This window comes from Bradyrhizobium sp. BRP19 (assembly GCF_020194195.1).
Taxonomy (GTDB): Bacteria; Pseudomonadota; Alphaproteobacteria; order Rhizobiales; family Xanthobacteraceae; genus Bradyrhizobium; species Bradyrhizobium yuanmingense.
The window spans coordinates 24371-42435 of record NZ_JADYVZ010000023.1; the positions used below are offsets into that span (position 1 = coordinate 24371).

Genomic DNA, 18065 nt, shown 5'->3' on the forward strand with positions numbered 1-18065 from the left:
TACTGTAACGATCACCACGATATCGACCGAATCGCAATTGGTTTGATGCAATCCGAATCACAAATCCCCATCGCGGCAGCGACGAAGCGGCGATTCGCCGTGAGCCTCGCCGTGTTCTATTCGGCCTTCTTTGCGGTTCTGGGCACGCATGTGCCGTTCTTCCCGGTCTGGCTGAAGGCGATCGGCATCGACGCTGTCTGGATCGGCATCATCGCCGCGCTGCCGGCGATCACGCGCTTCACCACGCTGCCGCAAGTGACCGCCTTTGCCGAAAAGCGGCAGGCCATTCGCGCCGCCATCATGGTGTCGGCGCTGGCCACCGCGATCGGATTTACGATGGTCGGCCTGCAGCAGCAGCCGCTGGCGCTGTTCCTGATCTATGCGCTGACCTGCATGGTGTGGACGCCGACGATGCCGCTGACCGATGCCTATGCGTTGCGCGGTGTCGCTCGCTACGGGCTCGATTACGGACCCCTGCGGCTGTGGGGGTCGGCGGCGTTTGCCGCCGGCTCGCTCGCCTGCGGCTATCTCGTCGACGTCATCGCTCCGCGCGACCTGATCTGGGTCATCGTGGCCTGGGCCGTCGTCGCGGTCGCAGCCAGCCTGCTGCTGCAACCGCTCGACGATCTCAGGCGGAGGACGCCGGAGCGGCATGCCGGCAAGCCGCTGCTGCGCGATGCAGACTTCTGGGCCGTGATCGCGTCGGCGGCGCTGATCCAGAGCAGCCACATCGCCTTCTACACCTTCTCGGCCATCAACTGGCAGCTGCAAGGCATCAGCGGGCTGACCATCGCGGTGCTGTGGACGCTCGGCATCATGGCAGAGATCGTCGTGTTCGCGCTGTCGCCGCGCTTCTCGCTGCAGCCGTCCACGCTGATGGCGATCGGCGGCGTGGTCGCCGTGCTGCGCTGGATCGTCACCGCGAGCGAGCCGCCGCTCGTGCTGCTCGCGATCGCCCAGCTCGGCCACGGCTTCAGCTTCGGCCTGACCATCGTCGGCACCATGAACCTTTTGGCGCAGCGCGTGTCTTCGCATCAGATCGCGCGCGGGCAGGGCTATTACGCCGCCTGCAACGGGCTCCTGGGGGCGGCGACGTCGATCGCATCAGGCGCGATCTACGCCCGCATCGGCGACAATGTCTATTACGTCATGGCGGCGATGGCCGCTGCCGGTGCCATTCTGATCTGGTCGGCGCGGCATCGCCTCACGGCTCAGCCCCAGAGCGAAGCGTCCGGCGGGTAGACCAGGCTGCCGTCATAACGCAGGCCGTGGTCGCGGTCGCGCGCCAGCAGCAAGGGGCCGTCGAGATCGACGAAGCGCGCCTGCGGCGTCACCAGCATTGCAGGCGCCATCGACAGCGAGGTCGCGACCATGCAGCCGATCATGATCTCGAAGCCGAGCGCCCGGGCAGCATCGGCCATGGCCAGCGCCTCGGTGAGGCCGCCGGTCTTGTCGAGCTTGATGTTCACCGCGTCGTAGCGTTCGCGCAAGGGCGCAAGCGACTTGCGGTCATGCACGCTCTCGTCGGCGCAGACGGCGAGCGGGCGCCTGATCCGCGCCAGCGCTTCGTCGCGGCCTGCCGGCAGCGGCTGCTCCACCAGGGTCACGCCGGCGGCGGCACAGGCGGCGAGATTGGCTTCCAGATTGGCCTCGGTCCAGGCCTCGTTGGCATCGACGATCAGCTCGGCCTCAGGGGCGGCCTTGCGCACGGCTGCGATGCGCTCCGGATCGCCGTCGCCGCCGAGCTTGATCTTGAGCAGCGGACGGTGCGCCGCTTTGGCGGTCGCCGCGGCAATGGCCTCGGGGGTCGCTAACGAGATCGTGTAAGCCGTGGTGCGCTCCACTGGCGCCGGGCGGCCCAGCAGGTTCCAGGCGCGCAAGCCGGCCGCCTTGGCCTCGAGGTCGATCAGGGCGCAATCCAAGGCGTTGCGGGCCGCACCTGATGGCATTGCGGCCTGCAGGGTCTCTCGCGTCAGCCCGCCCGCGACGGCCTCCTGCATGGCCTGGATCGCGGCCAGCGTCGCCTCCGGCGTCTCGCCGTAGCGAGGATAGGGCACGCACTCGCCGCGGCCGGTCAGGCCGCCCCGGCTGACCTCCGCCACGACCGTGACGGCCTCGGTTTTGGCGCCCCGGCTGATGGTAAAGCTGCCGGCGATCGGGAAGCGCTCGATTCGCACCGCCAGGGTCACAAGTTTGCTGGAAGTCATTTTGAACTCTGGCGAAATCTGAACCTGCTAGTTACCTCTAGCAACTAACATTAACCCCTTGGGGATACCTTCTCTGGGTAAGGGCGCGTGCGCAACCATCTGATTTTCTCCGCCCCGGCGCGGGAGCGGACATGAGTGGCGATCCGAAGCTGGAACGGATTGCCAAGGGCAACGCGCTGGCACTGTGCGCCACCGGCACCTGGACCGCGAGCTTTGCGCCGGTCCTGGAGCGCATGGTGGCGGACGCCGAGAAGCTCGCAGGCACCCCGCAAAGCATCTTCATCGACGTCTCCGAGGTCGCCAAGCTCGACACGTTCGGTGCCTGGCTGATCGAGCGGCTGCGCCGCAGCCTGACCCAGGGGGCCGTCGAGGCGCAGATCGCGGGGCTCTCCGCCAATTATTCCAGCCTCGTGGACGAGGTGCGGCGGGTCAGGGGGGCGGCCGTGGTCGACAGCGACCCGATCACCATCTCCGGCATGCTGGAGCAGATCGGACGGGCCGTGGCCGGCGTCGCCGGCACGGTGGCAGGCCTCGTCGACATGCTGGGGGCCGTGCTCGCGGCGTGGTTTCGCGTCCTGATTCATCCGCGCTCGTTCCGCCTGACCTCGACCGTGCATCACATGGAGCAGGTCTGCTGGCGCGCGGTGCCGATCATCGTGCTGATCACCTTCCTGATCGGCTGCATCATCGCGCAGCAGGGCATCTTCCATTTCCGCCGCTTCGGCGCCGACATCTTCGTCGTCGACATGCTCGGCGTGCTGGTGCTGCGCGAGATCGGCGTGCTCCTGGTCGCGATCATGGTCGCCGGCCGCTCCGGCAGTGCCTACACCGCCGAGCTCGGCTCGATGAAGATGCGCGAGGAGATCGACGCGCTTCGCACCATGGGGTTCGATCCGATCGAGGTCCTGGTGCTGCCGCGCATGATGGCGCTGGTGCTGGCGCTGCCGATCCTGGCGTTCCTCGGCGCGATGGCTGCGCTCTATGGCGGCGGTCTGGTGGCCTGGCTCTATGGCGGCGTCCAGCCCGAGGCCTTCCTGCTGCGCCTGCGCGACGCCATCTCGATCGACCATTTCATCGTCGGCATCGTCAAGGCGCCGGTGATGGCCGCCGTGATCGGCATCGTCGCCTGCGTCGAAGGGCTCGCCGTGCAGGGCAGCGCGGAATCGCTGGGTCAGCACACCACCGCGTCGGTGGTGAAGGGCATCTTCTTCGTCATCGTCATGGACGGCATCTTCGCCATCTTCTTCGCCTCGATCGGGATGTGACGATGGCAAGAGAAACTCAAAGCGAGATACAGGACCCGATCATCCGCGTCCGCGGCATCACCGTGCAGTTTGGCTCAACGCGCGTGCTGGACGGGCTCAACCTCGACGTCAAGCGCGGCGAGATCTTGGGATTTGTCGGCCCCTCGGGCGCGGGCAAGTCGGTGCTGACGCGCACCATCATCGGCCTCGTGCCGAAGGTCGCGGGCTCCATCGAAGTGTTCGGCGTTGACCTCGATTCATCGAGCGCGTCGCAGCGGCGCAATGTCGAGCGGCGCTGGGGCGTCCTGTTCCAGCAGGGCGCGCTGTTCTCCTCGCTGACCGTGCGGCAGAACATCCAGTTTCCGATGCGCGAATATCTGCGCGTCTCGCAGCGGCTGATGGACGAGATCACCATGGCCAAGCTCACCATGGTCGGCCTCAAGCCCGAGGTCGCCGAGCGTTTCCCGTCCGAACTCTCCGGCGGCATGATCAAGCGCGTGGCGCTGGCGCGTGCGTTGTCGCTCGATCCCGACCTCGTCTTTCTGGACGAGCCGACCTCCGGCCTCGATCCGATCGGCGCGGGCGACTTCGACGAGCTGGTTCGGACCCTGCAGCGCACTTTGGGGCTGACGGTTTTCATGGTAACCCACGACCTCGACAGCCTATACACAGCATGTGACCGCATCGCCGTTTTAGGGAACGGTAAGATCATTGCGGCAGGGTCGATCGCCGACATGCAGGCCTCGCAGCATCCCTGGCTGAGGCAGTATTTTCATGGCAAGCGCGCCCGCGCGGTCATGGGTTGAGAGCTGGGTTGAGTAGCCGGAGCACCTGATGGAAACGCGGGCGAACTACATTTTGATCGGCTCGTTCACGCTGGCGGTGATCGCCGCCGCGATCGGCTTCGTGCTGTGGTTTCAGTCGCTGCACACCACCAAGCAGCGCAGCCCCCTGCGCGTCGTGTTCGAGGGCCCGGCGGCGGGCCTGCGCAACGGCGGCAGCGTCAATTTCAACGGTATCAGGGTGGGCGAGGTGGTCTCGGTGAAGCTGGACAACCCGCGGCGGGTTGTCGCACTCGCCATGATCGAGAACAACGCCCCGATCCGCAAGGACACCCTGGTCGGCCTCGAATTCCAGGGCCTCACGGGCGTCGCCGCAATTTCGCTCAAGGGCGGCGAGGAGGCTGCGGCCCCGCCGCCGCTCGACCAGGACGGCATCCCGACGCTCACGGCCGACCCCAACAAGCTCCAGGATGTCACCGAGGCGATCCGCGCCACGCTGCAGAACGTCAACAAGATCGTCGCCGACAATCAGGAATCGGTGAAGAACTCGCTGAAGAACCTCGAGACCTTTACCAACTCGCTGGCGCGCAATTCCGAAAAGATCGACGCCGTGATGGCCAAGGTCGACGGCGTCATGCTCAAGGCCGACAATCTCATGCTCGGCCTCAACACGCTGGCCGGCGGCAAGGACGGCGGCGAGCTGTTCCAGGCGGTGAAGTCGATCCGCGAGCTAGCCGAAGATTTCGACAAGCGCTCGGGCGCTCTGATGGCCGACGGCCGCCGCACCCTCGGCGACATCAGCCGCGCCGTGAACAATTTCGACCGCAACCCGACCCGCGTCCTGTTCGGCGCCAGCAACTCGTCGCAGCCCGCCCCGCCGCCCGAGCCGCCGAAGCCTGCGGCAGCGCCGAGGCGGTAGGCGGTAGGAAAGCGCGAATGGGGAGTGGCGAATAGCGAGTAGCGTATACAGCCTTCCTCACGGATCGATCCCAAACAAAAACGGAGCCCGCGAGGGCTCCGTTTTCATTCGCTATTCGCTATTCGCAATTCGCCATTGGCGAGCTTCCGCTCACCCCAGCCGGCCCGCCGCGTGCGCGAGCAGGGTGTAGACCAGGCCCGTTTCCGAGATCAGGTGGCTGCGCAGCTCCTGCGGGCCGCGGCCGTCGCGGGCGACTTCGTCGAGCAGGCGCTCGAACTCGGCGACGTAGCGGTCGACCGTGCCCTTGAAGTTGCGGTCGGCGCGGTACTTGCGGGCGACCTCGTCGAAGGCCTTCTGGCCGGCAGGCGTGTACAGGCGCTTGGTGAAGGCCTTGTTCTCGCCGCGCTGGTAGCGGTCCCACATCTCGGCGGCGAGGTTGCGGTCCATCAGCCGGCCGATGTCGAGCGACAGCGATTCCAGCGGATTGCTGCTTGCCTGCGGCGCCTGCGGCTGCGGCGCGGGTGCCGCGCGGCCACGCGGAGCCTGACCGGCCGGTGCGCCCTGATTGGCGTCGGTGCGGTTGAGCAGGTCCGACAGCCAGCCGTCACGGCCCTGGTCGTTGCCACCGGGCGCGACCGGCGGCGCTTCGGTGCGGCGCCCGGCCGGCATGCCGAGGTCCGGCGGCGGCAGCGTCGAGGCGCTGCCGATGTCGCGCATGCGGGTCTCGGGAGCCCGGCCGCCGACGGCGGCCAGCACCGGCTCTTCCTGGCGTTGCACGCTGGCGCGGCCCGCCGTGGTGACGTCGAGCCCGCGGCCGTGCTGGGCCACGATGCGGTTGAGCTCGGCGAGCGCCTCGATCTGGTCGACGATCACCTTGCGCATCTGCGCCGTGCTCTCGGCGGCCTCCTGCGGCATCTCGAGTACGCCGCGGCGCAGCTCGTTGCGGGTGGCTTCGAGCTCGTTGTGCATCTCCAAAGCCATCTGCTTCATGCTGGCGACGAGGTTGGTGAACTTCTCGGTCGACTGCTTGAACATCGTATCCGCCTCGTCCGTGGTCTGGCGGTAGATGTCGTGCATGGCCTCGATGGTCTGCCGGTGCTCCTCTTCAGACGCCGCGCGCACCGCCTCGAACTGGCGGGTGATCGCGGCCGAGCCGGCGCCGGCGGTCTCGGCGACGACGCGGGCGATGTCGCGGGCGCGCTCTTCGGCCGCGGCAAGCGATTCATCGAGCAGGCCGGTGAAGCGCGACAGCCGCTGGTCGAGATCGGCCGTGCGCAGGTCGATCGTGGTGACGAGCGATTCCAGTGCCTGCTTGCGTTCGGCGAGCGAGGCAGTGGTGTTCTTGTTGCTCTGCTCGACGACCTGCGCGGCCTCGACCAGCGCCTGGCCATGCTTGTCGAACTGGGTCGACAGCTCGCCGAGATCCTGCAGCGCCTTCGTGGTCTTGCTGTTGAAGACGTTGAGCTGCTCTTCCAGGTTCTGCGTCGCCGCGCCGTTGCGCGAGGTGACGTCGTTCATCGCCGAGACGAAGTCGGCAACGCGGGTCACCAGCGCCCGCTCGAGCGAGTTGAGGTTGTCGTGCGCACCGGTCAGCACCTCCTGGAGCAGGATGTTGCCTTCGCGCAGGCGCTCGAACAGGGCAACCGTGTCGGTGCGCAGGATCTTGCTGGTCTCCTGCATCTCCGTGACGGCCGCGATCGAGACCTGGCGCGACTGGTCGATCGCGGAACGCGAGGCCTGCTCGAGGTCCTTGAGCGACTTGCCGACGGCGCTGGTGGCGACCTCGCTCGCCGCGTTGATGGTGCGGGCGACTTCCGAGCCGTTGCCCATCATGGTCTGCGAGAAGGCCTGGCCGCGCGTCTCGATCGACTTCAGCGCGTCGGAGGTGACGCGGTCGATGTCGAGCGTGAGCTGGCTGGTCTTGGAGCCAATCGCGTCGACCAGTGCGCCGCGCTTGGCGTCGATCATGTTCGACAGGCGGTCGGCCTGCTGCTGCACGTAGGTGACGATCTCGTCGGTCTTGCCGGTCATGGCCTGGCCGAAGCTGGAGCTGGCGGCGAGCACCGAGCGCTCGACGTCGGCCGAGCTCGACTTGACGCGCGAGCTCGCCTCGTTGGAGGCGGAGATCAGCGCGTTCTGGGCATTGAGCGCGCTGGTCTGGATGTCGTTGGTCGCGTTGGCGGCGGCTGCGCTCAGCGTGCGCTCGATCTCGGTCGAGATCGTGCGGATCTGGCTCGCGGCGTCGGCCGAGGTCGAGGTCAGCGAGATCTGGGCTTCACGCGCGCTGTTGAGGATGGTCGAGGCGGTGTCGGCGCCGACCGCGGTCAGCGTGCGCTCGATGTCCGTCGTCAGCGACTTGATCTGGCCCGCCGCATCGGTCGAGGCGGAGATCAGCGTGCCCTGGGCCTCGCGCACGCCGCTGGTGAGCGCCTCGATGGTGGCGCCGCCGGCTGTCGCCAGCGCGCGCTGCATCTCGGCCGCAAGCGAACGGACCTGGCTGGTTTGTTCTGCGGAGACAGCAAGAAGGGTGCTCTGGGCGTCGCGGGCGCTGGTGGTGATCGTCTCGGCAGTGGTCTGGCCGACCTGCGAGAGCGAGCGATGCACTTCGGCTGCGAGCGACTTGACCTGGCTCGCCGCGTCCGAGGACGCCGTCACCAGCGTGCTCTGGGCCTCGCGGGCGCCGCTCATGATGGTCTCGGCCGTCGAGGTGCCCGCCATCGTCAGCGAGCGCTGCACGTCCGAGGACAGCGCCTTGATCTGGTTTGCGGTCTCGGTCGAGGCTGCGATCAGCGTGCTCTGCGCATCGCGGGCGCCGGCGGTGATCGACTCCGCCGTGGCGGTGCCGGCCATCGAAAGCGATCGCTGCACGTCGGCGGTGAGGGTCTTCACCTGGCTAGCCGCATCCGAGGACGCGGTGACGAGGGTGGTTTGCACCTCGCGGGCGCCGGCCAGGATCGAGGCTGCGGTGGCGGAGCCCGCCGCCGACAGCGTGCGCTCGACGTCGGCCGCGAGCCCCTTGATCTGGGTGGAGGCTTCGCCCGAGGCCGCGACCAGCGTCGACTGCGCTTCGCGCGCGCTGGTCAGGATCGAGTTCGCCGCACCGGTGCCGACTGCGGTCAGCGCCTGCTCGACCTCGGCCGAGGTCATCTTAAGCTGGGCGTTGACATCGGAGGAGACCGTCAGCAGCGACTGCTGGGCGGTGCGCGCGCCGGTCTGGATGGTCTCGCTGGTGTTGACGACGAGGTTGGTGAGCGAGCGCTCGGCGTCCTCGACATGCGAGCGGATCGCGGTCGAGATCATCTCGGCGCGGGACATCATGTCCTCGCTGGCCTGGCGTCCGCTGCTTTCGATGCGGCCGGCCACGGCCTCGACGCGGGAGCCGAGCAGATCCTCGAACTGAGCCACGCGCACGTCGATGTCGCTGGCGACCGAGCCGACCTTGGTCTCGATGGCCTGCTGGATCTCCTGGAAGCGTGCCGTGACCGTGTCGGTCAGATGCGTGCTGCGGCCGTCGATGATCTCGGCAACCCCGGTGATGCGGCGGTCGACCGCCTCGATCGCCTGCGCGGTGCCGTCGGTGAGCGTCGAGGTCAGCAGCGTCAGGCGCGTGTCGATCGACTGCACGGCCTGCGATGCGCCGTTGGTCACGGCGGTGGTCAGGTAGGTGAGGCGGGAGTCGATGGATTCGAGCGCCTGCGTCGCGCCACCCGTGAGCGTGGTCGTGAGGTGGGTCAGGCGGGTGTCGATCGACTGGATGGTCTGCGATGCGCCGTCGGTCAGCGAGCTCGTGAGGTGGTTGAGGCGCGCATCGATGGTTTCAATGGCCTGCGAGGCACCGTCGGTGAGCGAGCTCGTGAGGTGATTGAGCCGTGCATCGATTGTTTCGATGGCCTGCGACGCCCCGCCGGTCAGCGACGTCGTGAGGTAGGTGAGGCGGGAGTCGATAGACTGGATCGCCTGCGCGGCACCGTCGCTCAGCGACGTCGCCAGCGTGTTGATGCGTCCGTCGATGGTCTCGGTCATCGACTTCGCGCGGCTGTCGAACGACAGCTCGAGCGCGGCGACGCGGCCGACGAGCTGCTCGTCGAAGGTCCTGATGTGGCCTTGGATGGTGCCGTCGAGGCTGGCGATCTTGCCGTTCAGCGAGGCGTCGATATTGCCGACGCGTTCGCCGATCGTGGTCTCGAACTGCGCGAGGCGCTGGTCGAGCACCGCCGTGATCTGGCCGCCGTTCGACGTGAAGCGGGTGTCGAAATCGTCGACATAGGTCTTCAGTGTCTCGGCGATGTCCTGCGTGCGCTGGCCCATGCGCTCGACGATCTCGCCGCCGAAGGTCTTCACGGTGCGGTCGAACTCGGAGATGTGGCGGGTGATCAGCGCGCCCAGCGTGCCGGAGTCGCGGGCGAACTTCTCGACCAGCTCGGTGCCCTGGTTCCTCACCAGCTCGTCGAACGCGCTCATCTGCAGCGACAGCGAATCGTGCGCGGTCTCGGTCTGGCTGACGACCTTGGCGACCAGGGCGTTGACGGTGGCGTCGAGCGCTTCGCTGGCCTTGTCGCCGCTCGTCATGATCTGGCCGGCGAGGCGGTTGCCGGCGTCGTCGATCTTGGCGGAGATGTCGTTGGACCGCAGCTCGAGCTCGAGCAGCAGCGAGTCCGATGAGTTCTTCAAGGAATCGTGCACCTGCTCGGTACGCTCGGAGATGCCGTCGACGATCGCGGCGGAACGCTGCTCGAACTCGCCGGTGATGCGGTCGATGCGCTCGTTCAGCATCTCGTGGACGCGGTCGGCGAGGTCGACGAACTCGTCGTGGACGTGGCCGGTCTTGAAGTTGAGGCTCGTGGTCAGCCGCTCGCTGGCGTCGAGCACGGCGCGCGTGGTCTCGTTGCTGGCCTCCTCGAGACGGTCGAGCAGGTCGCCGCCGCGCTCGCCGAGCGCCAGGATCATGTTGTCGCCGGCATTGCTCAGCGCCTGGGTGATGTGGGCGCCGCGCTCTTCCAGAGCGCCGGTGATCGACTTGGCCACCTCGTCGACGCGGGAGGCGATCGCGTCCGAGATCAGCGCGATGTCGTGGCGCAGGTCGATCTGCACGCCGGAAATGGCGCTGCGAACCTGCTCGGCCTGGCCGACCAGGTTGTCGCGCTGATGCGCGATGTCCTGGAGCAAAGCGCGGATGCGCACCTCGTTGTCGGAATAGGCGCGTTCGAGCGCGGCGACCTCATTGGCGACCAGCGTCTCGAGCTCACCGGCGCGCGCGATCGCACGCTCGATGCCGTCGCCCATCGCCGCGACCTCGCGGCGGATGGCCTGGCCGACGGTGACCATGGAATCGGAGGCCGAGCCTTCCGGCTCGGAGAAGCGGATCGCGACCTGCGCCATCGCCTGCGCGATCATGCGCATTTCCTGGCCGCGCCAGACGAGGCTCGCGAGGAAGTAGAACAGCATGACCGGTGCGAAGAACATCGCGACGAGGCCGGCGATCACGAGCACGCCGCCGCTCTGGCCCATGGCGGCCTGGATCGAGGGCAGGAAGCCGAAGGTCAGCGCAGCGCATGCGGCGAGCCAGATGCCGGCGAAGATGGTGGCGAAGGTGTAGACGCTGCGGGCAGGGCGGCCCTTCTGCAGCGCCTGGAGCAGCTGGCCGATGGTCTCGCGATCGTCGTTGGCGGCGCGGCGCGCGGTGCGCGGCTCCTCGACCGGGTCGAACACGGTCGAGCGCTCGTTGGCGGCGGGGCGCGGCTCGAAGCTCGGCTCGTCGAAGGCCGGAGGCGCGGCCGGCGGCACCGGGGGCGCCGTTTCGTTGCGCATTGCGGCGTTGCGGCTGGTATCGGCCGCGGTGTCGCTGATGTTCAGAGCTTCCTGGATTGCAGAAAGCGCAACTTCTGTAGGGTCTTTGGCCTTTTTCGGAGTGTTCGCCATGTTCAGTCCGAGCCCTCGTTACTTGTACGCGTCCCCCCGCGAGCCCTGCGCGCGACGCAAGCCCACAGACCGGATCATGCCGCTTGCGCGGATCTCCGAGCCGTCCCCACCCGGACGGCTTGTCCGCCAATTTCTGCAACATCCTATTGGCAGAGCGTCGCGAATGAAATGCCCGCGATTAAGACATTCTTAATCATCGTTAACAGGATCGCGCCGTAACGCCTTAGCAATCAACGCAATTCTCAACCGGACTCGGCCAATTGCGGCAACTTTTCGTCAATAAACCGGCGGATCTGCGTCAAATCCCCCAAACATTTCGTTAACCATTTCCATGCTTGGGTGAGGGGAATCTGACCGCCGGACCGGCGGCCGTCGCGCGAAGCCGGGGCCTGCGCCATGACGCCTGAACTGCAAGGGATGGACTGGATGCCTTCGCCCCCGCTTGCGCCCATCGACAGCCCGCTCGACCTCGATCACCTCTCTCGAATGACGCTCGGCGACGCTGAGCTGGAGCAGGAAGTGCTGGCCATGTTCGCGGAGCAGGCGGCCCGTCTGCTCGCGGCGATGACCGCATTGCCGGCCGAGACCGGCACGCTTGCGCACAAGCTCAAGGGTTCGGCGCGCGGGATCGGCGCCTTTGCGGTCGCTGATGCCGCTGCCAGCCTGGAGACTGCGATCCGGACCGGCCATGGCCGGCCCCACGCCTTCGCCGCGCTGAAAGAGGCGGTGGCCGAGGCCCGCGCTGCCATCGCGGCGATGCTGAAGCGTTGAGCCGATACGTCCGGAGCCGGGCTCTAGTCGCTTGTTTTGACGCGTTTTCTTCCCGCAAAGCGGGAATCATTTGGCTTCAAAACGCTATGGCGCCGGGCTGACCGACCCGTTATAGGACAGCCGGGACCCTCCTTCATTCAAAGCACCGCGGCAGCACGAGCACACATGGCCAAGATTCACTTTGTCGACCACAAGGGCGAAACCCGCACGGTGGAAATCGAGAACGGCGCAACCGTGATGGAAGCTGCGATCCGCAACAGCATTCCCGGCATCGAGGCCGAATGCGGCGGCGCCTGCGCCTGCGCAACCTGCCATGTCTATGTCGACGAAGCCTGGCGCGAGAAGGTCGGCAGCCCGACGCCGATGGAAGAGGACATGCTCGACTTCGGCTTCGACGTGCGCCCGAATTCGCGCCTGTCTTGCCAGATCAAGGTCTCCGACGAGCTCGACGGCCTCGTCGTGGCGACGCCCGAGCGCCAGGCCTGATCCGTCTCCAAGCAGACTGTCCAAGTCGACTAGGTGCTCGGCGGCGCGACCTCGATGCCGCGCTTATGCCAGGGTCTGAGCTTCTCGATCACCTCTGCGGTCAGCGGCGCCGGTCGGCGCGTCGCCTCGTCGAGCAGGACGCCGACCGACGTCGCCGACGCAATGCACGTGCCTTTCGAGAACACGACCTGCTCGAATGTCACCGACGTTCGCCCGAGCTTGACCACGCCGAGGCCGAGCTCGATCGAGCCGGGCCAGTGCAGCTCGGCGCGAAAATGCATGTCGAGCCGCACCATGATCCAGGCGAGCCCCGGCGGGGTCAGCCCGTATTCGGGAAGCTTCATCAGCGTGACACGGCCGGTCTCGAAATATGTGGCATAGACCGCGTTGTTGACGTGCTGGTTCGGGTCGAGGTCGCCGAACCGGACGTTGTCGCTGAGGCGAAACGGAAAGTCCTCAAGGCGCGGGGTCGTGTCGAGGCGGGCTGGCGCGTTCACCGATTGATCTCCGTCATATCCATCCTCGTTACAGCCCAGTTATTTTGGCCCGGCAAGTGGGCGCGGCTGCGGGGCGATCCCGCTTTTATGCCTTTCCTGTTCCATCCCCGTTGGCTAGACAGGCAGGGTCACCTCTGCCCAACGGGCGCCGTCCAACCGATAACGATCGATAAAGAGACGACATGAGCGACGTGATCAAAACCGATGTGCTGATTATTGGGGCCGGGCCGTGTGGTCTGTTCGCCGCCTTCGAGCTCGGCCTTCTCGACATGAAGGCGCATTTCGTCGACATCCTCGACAAGGTCGGCGGCCAGTGTGCCGAGCTCTATCCGGAAAAGCCGATTTACGACATTCCCGGCATTCCCCAGGTTTCGGGGCAGGGGCTGACCGACGCGCTGATGGAGCAGATCAAGCCGTTTCATCCGACCTTCCATCTCGGCGAGATGGTCGAGACCGTGGAGAAGATCGGCGATCCCTTGTTTCGCTGCACCACGGATGCCGGCAAGGTGTTCGAATGCAAGGTGGTGGTGATCGCGGCCGGCGGCGGCTCGTTCCAGCCCAAGCGCCCGCCGGTACCGGGTATCGAGGCCTATGAAGGCACCTCGGTGCATTACGCCGTGCGCAAGATGGAGACGTTCCGCGACAAGAGCGTGCTGATCGTCGGCGGCGGCGATTCCGCGCTCGACTGGACGCTCAATCTGCATCCGATTGCGAAGCGCATCACGCTGCTGCATCGGCGCGACGAGTTTCGCGCCGCGCCCCATAGTGTCGAGCAGATGCGCGCGCTGGTTGCCGGCGGCAAGATGGATCTGCGGCTCGGCCAGGTCACCGCGCTCTCCGGCGCTGATGGAAAGCTCACCGGCGCGACCGTCAAGGGCAACGACAACAGCGTCACCGAAATCGCCTGCGACACCATGCTGCCGTTCTTCGGGCTGACCATGAAGCTCGGCCCGGTCGCGAATTGGGGCATCGCGCTGGAGAACAATCTGGTGCCGGTCGAGACGTCCGCGTTCGAGACCAATGTGCCGGGCATCTTCGCGATCGGCGACATCAACACCTATCCCGGCAAGATCAAGTTGATCCTGTGCGGCTTCCACGAGGGCGCGCTGATGTCGCAAAAAGCCCATCGTTATGTCTATCCGGAGAAGCGGCTCGTGTTCCAGTACACGACCTCGTCCTCCAGCCTGCAAAAGAAGCTCGGTGTCAACTGACGGAAGCGTCCGGGGCGGCGATGCCCCATGTTTCTGGTGCTGGAACCGTTCGCGAAATCGCCGTAGTCTGCGGCCATTCCGGTCATAGGCTTGGCCAAGTTTTTAGCTTAGCACAGTTTGGCTCTGCGAAGTCTTGGCTCAGCAAAGGTGATTGGCTCAGCAAGGTGATCATAATGCGGACTCTCGTTTCCAGCTTTCGGCTGCTCTCCTTCCTGGCGCTCGCATTGTCGCTCGCGATCGTGACGCCGTGCGCGGCGCAGACCGCCGAGCCCACGGCGGCGGGCCTCTGGCAGAAGGTCGAAGACGGCAGGACGGTCGGATGGTTCCTCTTCATCGATCGCAACGGCGTCTTCGAAGGCGTAATCGCAAAGACCTTCCCGCGGCCAACCGACGACCCGAACGAGGTCTGCTCCAAGTGCACCGACGATCGCAAGAACGCTCGGGTGCTCGGCATCTCCTTCGTCCGCGACATGAAGCGCGAAGGATTGAAGTACGAGGGCGGCAACGTGCTCAATCCGCGCGACGGCCAGATCTGGAAGGCCAACATGCGGGTCAGCCTCGACGGTCAGACCCTGACGTTGCGCGGCTATCTCGGCATCGCGCTGCTCGGCAAGGACGAGACCTGGACGCGCCTGCCCGATGCCAACATCGCGCAGGTCGATCCGGCCATCGTCGCAAAATACTTGCCCGCGCAGGCTGCTGCCGCCAAGCAACCGGCGCCCGCGGCGAAGAAGGGCGGCGCGATGATGGCGCCGGCAAAGCAGTAAGGGCGCAAGCCGCGCGCTGCGCGGTCTCAATGGCCCTAGCGCAGGGTCTCCAGCCTGTGCGGCCACTTTCGCCGAAGGGCGAACGTGCCTCGGGCGCCCTCCAGTAGTTCCCCGGAATGCGCGCTGGCGCTGGATTTGCATAGCTGTCGGCAAAGCTGCTGGGGGAGCGAGTCGCCGTCTCCACGCCTGCCGCGCACCATGCGGAAGGCGGATGGCAGCGTTTGCCCCGCGGTGATCACTTCGACCGCGGAGACCACATGAAACCTGCAAGACAGTGTGCCGCCGTGCTGCTGGGGCTGGCGGTTCTGACGCATGCGGCGCTGGCGCGCGACGACGGCCGCTTCGCCAACTCGCCCCTGAAACCCTGGTTCGAGAGTTTGCGTAGCGAGTTCGGGCTATGCTGCTCGGATGCGGACGGCTACGTCATCGCCGACGTCGATTGGGAGTCCGATCGCGGTCGCTACCGCGTGCGCATCGACGACGAGTGGGTCGTGGTGCCTGACGGCGCCGTGATCACCGTCCCGAACAAGATCGGCCGCACCATGGTGTGGAAGCACTATATCGACGGCCATCCGCGCGTGCGTTGCTTCATGCCGGGCAGCATGACGTAGAAGCGCGTCATTCCGGTCGGCGCGAAGCGCCGAACCGGAGCGACAACGCCAAGCTTAGCGCGCCTGGTTATTCGAACCCGCGCTCGCGAGCTGCTTGATCCGCGGCGACAGCACGGCGACCTGCACGGGCGAGGCCGGCATGCCAGCGACGATCATCGCGGGGCTTGCAGACTGCTCCTCGACGCCGGCGCCGCCGAGCACCTGCACTTGCGTTGTCGTGATCGGAAACGACGTCACTTCATAGGAGGGAAGTTCGCTGGCGAACGCGGCGGCCGAGCTCGCAATCATGGCGCCGGCAACGGCAATCATCGAGAGAACACGCATGGGAGAATCTCCGTGGAAGATGTCAATCGGAGGTTTGGTCGCCGCGATGGCAGAACAGGTTCGCCCGTGCGCGAACATTCCCGTTGTCTTCGGCGCAGATATTGATTGCGTGATGCGAAGGGACGAAACGCGGAGGACGTTTTCCGCGCCAATGTTTCCGGACGGTTTCGCGATAAGCGCCGATGCGCCCGTTCAATGCTCTTGCAGATCGAGCTGCGCAGATCTCGCCGGCCCCGCGGCCGCGGCAAAGCGCAGGCGCATCGTCGTGCCGTAGCCGAGCGCGGAAGCGACGACCAGCTCCCCGCCATGCGCCGCCATGATCTCGCGGACGATCGACAGGCCGAGACCGGCGCCTGCACCTGCGGCGTTGCCGGTCTGAAACGGCTCGGTCAGCCTGTGTTCGGCGCCATCGGGCAGGCCAGCCCCATCATCGTGAATAGCCACGCCATCGCAGCCGATCGTGGCGACGATGCGCCGCGCGCCATGGGCGTGGATGAGCGCATTGCCGACGAGATTGGCAAGTGCACTTCGGATCGCAGCGTCTACGCCCTGCACCACGAAGGGACCTCTTCCATCGTGCTCCAGCGCAAGCTCGATGCCGGCGTCCAGCGCCGACGGGCTGAAATCCGCCAGCACGTCCAGCGTGATCTGGGCAAGATTGATCGGCCGCTTCTCGATCGCATGATTTTGTAGTCGCGCCAGGTCCAGCATGGCCGAGACCAGCGAGGTCAGCCGGCGGACGTCGCGCACCAGCTCGGCCTTCAGGGCCGGCTCGGGCACGTCCTCGATCTTGGCGCGCAGCAGCGTCAGCGGCGTGCGAAGCTGATGGGCGGCATTGCCGAGGAAGCGGCGCTGCATCCTGATATAGGCGTCGATCTCGCCGAAAGCGCGGTTCAGCGCCTCGACCAGCGGCTTCAACTCGCGAGGGACCTCGGACAGCGATATCAAACCTTGCGGCGCCGAGGGGTCGATCGCGAGCGCGCGACGCGCCACCCGCTCGATGCTACGAGAGACGAAACGTGCGGCAAGCGCTGAACCGATGGCGACGGTCGCGGCAAAGGCCAGCGCCACCAAGGCGATCGAAAAGACCCTGCGGAGGAGAAAAGTCCTTGCAATCCGGCCAAAGCGAACCTGAGGCTCGCCGACCATCATCGCGAGCCGCAACGGGCCCCGTTGTACGGCGGAAAGACAGAAGGTGCTCTTCTGGTCGAGCGTGCTGAAAACGGACGAGCCGATGGGCCCGTGGTAGGGCAGCACGAAGGGAAGGGGAGGCCGGTGTTCGCTGCCGTACTCGCTGAGCAGGTCGCCCGCGGACACCACGTACCAGAGGTTTGGGCTGTCCAGCTTCAATTCCTCGAGCGCAGGAGTCGAGCGTATTATCAGTCTTTGCCCTTCGATCACCGTTGCGCGATCGAGAACGGCCGCTACGACCTGGCACGCCCTGAACTCGCGCTCCTCCGTCGGGTAACGCCATATGAAGAGGCCAAGCATGATCAGGAAGATCGTGGTGGCGGCGATACCGAGCGAGAACGCAAAGGTTCGGGCGATTGACTTCATCGCGGCGTTGCCAGCCGCAGGATGTAGCCGATGCCCCGCATGCTGCGGATCTCGACGTCGCCGCCGAGTTCGGCCAGTTTCTTGCGCAAGCGCGAGACCTGCGCCTCGAGCGTGTTGGACTCGATCTCGTCGTCGAAGCCGTAGATCTCCTCGATCAGGGCGGCGCGGGTGATGACGCGGTCGCGCCGCATCAGCAGCGCCCCCAGGATCAGCGCCTCGCGCCGGCGCAGCAGGATCCTGGTGTCGGCGACTACCGCCTCGTTGCTGCCGAGGTGCAACTCGACGTTGCCGAGCGACAGCACCGATGGGGCCAGCAGCCGAGGCCGGCGCAGCACCGCGCGCACGCGCGCAAGCAGCTCCTGCGGCTCGAACGGCTTGCCGAGATAATCGTCGGCCCCGCCGTTGAGCCCTTCGACGACATCCTCCTTGGCGTCCTTGGACGTCAGCATGATAATTGCGGGCCGCTCCGCCGATTGGCTCAGCGCCGTGACCACCTGGAGCGCATCTCCGTCGGGTAGCATCCGGTCGACGATCGCCAGATCATACTTGAAATTGTTCAGTGCCTGGCGGGCATCGGCGATCGAGCCGACGAGGTCGACGATGCCGTGCAATTGCCCGAGCAGCCGGCTCACATAGGCGCCGATCTGTGGTTCGTCTTCGATCACGAGGGAGCGCACGCGGGTCGTCCTTGACTCTGCTGGGGCAACAACACCCTGACCGTGACGCTCCCTGGCCGAATTCTGGCGTATCGGCTCGTGCGCGAGGGTTCC

At 66.3% G+C, this 18065-nt stretch carries 15 protein-coding genes; 9 read left to right on the forward strand and 6 right to left on the reverse strand.

The genetic code is table 11. The features are described 5' to 3' along the window. Positions 1 to 45: 45 nt before the first annotated feature. On the forward strand, positions 46 to 1242 hold the full coding sequence (locus I6F36_RS34770) for an MFS transporter (RefSeq protein ID WP_225135883.1): 1197 nt from the start codon (positions 46 to 48) through the stop codon (positions 1240 to 1242). Here the strand turns inward: I6F36_RS34770 and dgcA are convergent. After that, on the reverse strand, positions 1212 to 2207 hold the full coding sequence (gene dgcA / locus I6F36_RS34775; protein WP_225135885.1) for an N-acetyl-D-Glu racemase DgcA: 996 nt from the start codon (positions 2205 to 2207) through the stop codon (positions 1212 to 1214). The genes I6F36_RS34770 and dgcA overlap by 31 nt on opposite strands. Before the next feature lie 131 nt (positions 2208 to 2338). On the opposite strand from dgcA, the gene I6F36_RS34780 reads away from it, so the two are divergent. Genes I6F36_RS34780 through I6F36_RS34790 form a run of 3 tightly spaced genes read left to right on the forward strand, consistent with a single transcriptional unit; the run spans position 2339 to position 5152 of the window. Beyond that, positions 2339 to 3472: an ABC transporter permease gene (locus I6F36_RS34780; protein WP_225135887.1), complete on the forward strand. Its 1134-nt coding sequence runs from the start codon at positions 2339 to 2341 to the stop codon at positions 3470 to 3472. A 2-nt stretch (positions 3473 to 3474) separates the two neighbouring features. Continuing rightward, a complete protein-coding gene (locus I6F36_RS34785) occupies positions 3475 to 4257 on the forward strand; it encodes an ABC transporter ATP-binding protein (RefSeq protein WP_036015555.1) in 783 nt (260 codons plus the stop codon). A 28-nt stretch (positions 4258 to 4285) separates the two neighbouring features. Next, a complete protein-coding gene (locus I6F36_RS34790; RefSeq protein WP_057028765.1) occupies positions 4286 to 5152 on the forward strand; it encodes an MlaD family protein in 867 nt (288 codons plus the stop codon). A 150-nt stretch (positions 5153 to 5302) separates the two neighbouring features. On the opposite strand, the gene I6F36_RS34795 is transcribed toward I6F36_RS34790, so the two are convergent. Beyond that, positions 5303 to 11071: a negative regulator of septation ring formation gene (locus I6F36_RS34795; RefSeq protein WP_225135889.1), complete on the reverse strand. Its 5769-nt coding sequence runs from the start codon at positions 11069 to 11071 to the stop codon at positions 5303 to 5305. A 396-nt stretch (positions 11072 to 11467) separates the two neighbouring features. Here I6F36_RS34795 and I6F36_RS34800 point away from each other — a divergent pair, with 396 nt between their 5' ends. Continuing rightward, a complete protein-coding gene (locus I6F36_RS34800; RefSeq protein ID WP_085969292.1) occupies positions 11468 to 11842 on the forward strand; it encodes an Hpt domain-containing protein in 375 nt (124 codons plus the stop codon). Positions 11843 to 12007: 165 nt separating this feature from the next. Further along, positions 12008 to 12328: a 2Fe-2S iron-sulfur cluster-binding protein gene (locus I6F36_RS34805; protein ID WP_008143731.1), complete on the forward strand. Its 321-nt coding sequence runs from the start codon at positions 12008 to 12010 to the stop codon at positions 12326 to 12328. A gap of 29 nt (positions 12329 to 12357) precedes the next feature. Here I6F36_RS34805 and I6F36_RS34810 read toward each other — a convergent pair whose 3' ends face one another. Next, positions 12358 to 12825 (reverse strand): thioesterase family protein, encoded by a 468-nt coding sequence (locus I6F36_RS34810; protein ID WP_225135891.1) that lies wholly within the window; start codon positions 12823 to 12825, stop codon positions 12358 to 12360. Between the two features lie 182 nt (positions 12826 to 13007). Here I6F36_RS34810 and I6F36_RS34815 point away from each other — a divergent pair, with 182 nt between their 5' ends. The 3 genes from I6F36_RS34815 (at position 13008) to I6F36_RS34825 (ending at position 15414) form a co-directional block, all read left to right on the forward strand. Further along, positions 13008 to 14036 carry an NAD(P)/FAD-dependent oxidoreductase gene (locus I6F36_RS34815; RefSeq protein WP_036015581.1) on the forward strand — a complete coding sequence of 343 codons (1029 nt, stop codon included), beginning with the start codon at positions 13008 to 13010 and terminating at the stop codon, positions 14034 to 14036. A 173-nt stretch (positions 14037 to 14209) separates the two neighbouring features. After that, the gene (locus tag I6F36_RS34820; RefSeq protein ID WP_225173011.1) at positions 14210 to 14803 is read left to right on the forward strand and encodes a DUF2147 domain-containing protein; all 594 of its coding nucleotides are present in this window, start codon (positions 14210 to 14212) and stop codon (positions 14801 to 14803) included. Between the two features lie 257 nt (positions 14804 to 15060). After that, positions 15061 to 15414 carry a hypothetical protein gene (locus I6F36_RS34825; protein WP_057028767.1) on the forward strand — a complete coding sequence of 118 codons (354 nt, stop codon included), beginning with the start codon at positions 15061 to 15063 and terminating at the stop codon, positions 15412 to 15414. 54 nt (positions 15415 to 15468) lie between these two features. On the opposite strand, the gene I6F36_RS34830 is transcribed toward I6F36_RS34825, so the two are convergent. The 3 genes from I6F36_RS34830 to I6F36_RS34840 form a co-directional block, all read right to left on the reverse strand. Further along, positions 15469 to 15738: a hypothetical protein gene (locus tag I6F36_RS34830; protein ID WP_036015592.1), complete on the reverse strand. Its 270-nt coding sequence runs from the start codon at positions 15736 to 15738 to the stop codon at positions 15469 to 15471. 192 nt (positions 15739 to 15930) lie between these two features. Continuing rightward, positions 15931 to 17295, reverse strand: a complete 1365-nt coding sequence (locus tag I6F36_RS34835; RefSeq protein ID WP_225135893.1) for a cell wall metabolism sensor histidine kinase WalK — start codon at positions 17293 to 17295, stop codon at positions 15931 to 15933. Beyond that, the gene (locus I6F36_RS34840) at positions 17292 to 17972 is read right to left on the reverse strand and encodes a response regulator transcription factor (RefSeq protein ID WP_036015597.1); all 681 of its coding nucleotides are present in this window, start codon (positions 17970 to 17972) and stop codon (positions 17292 to 17294) included. Before I6F36_RS34840 ends, I6F36_RS34835 begins: the two co-directional genes overlap by 4 nt. Between the last annotated feature and the right edge of the window lie 93 nt (positions 17973 to 18065).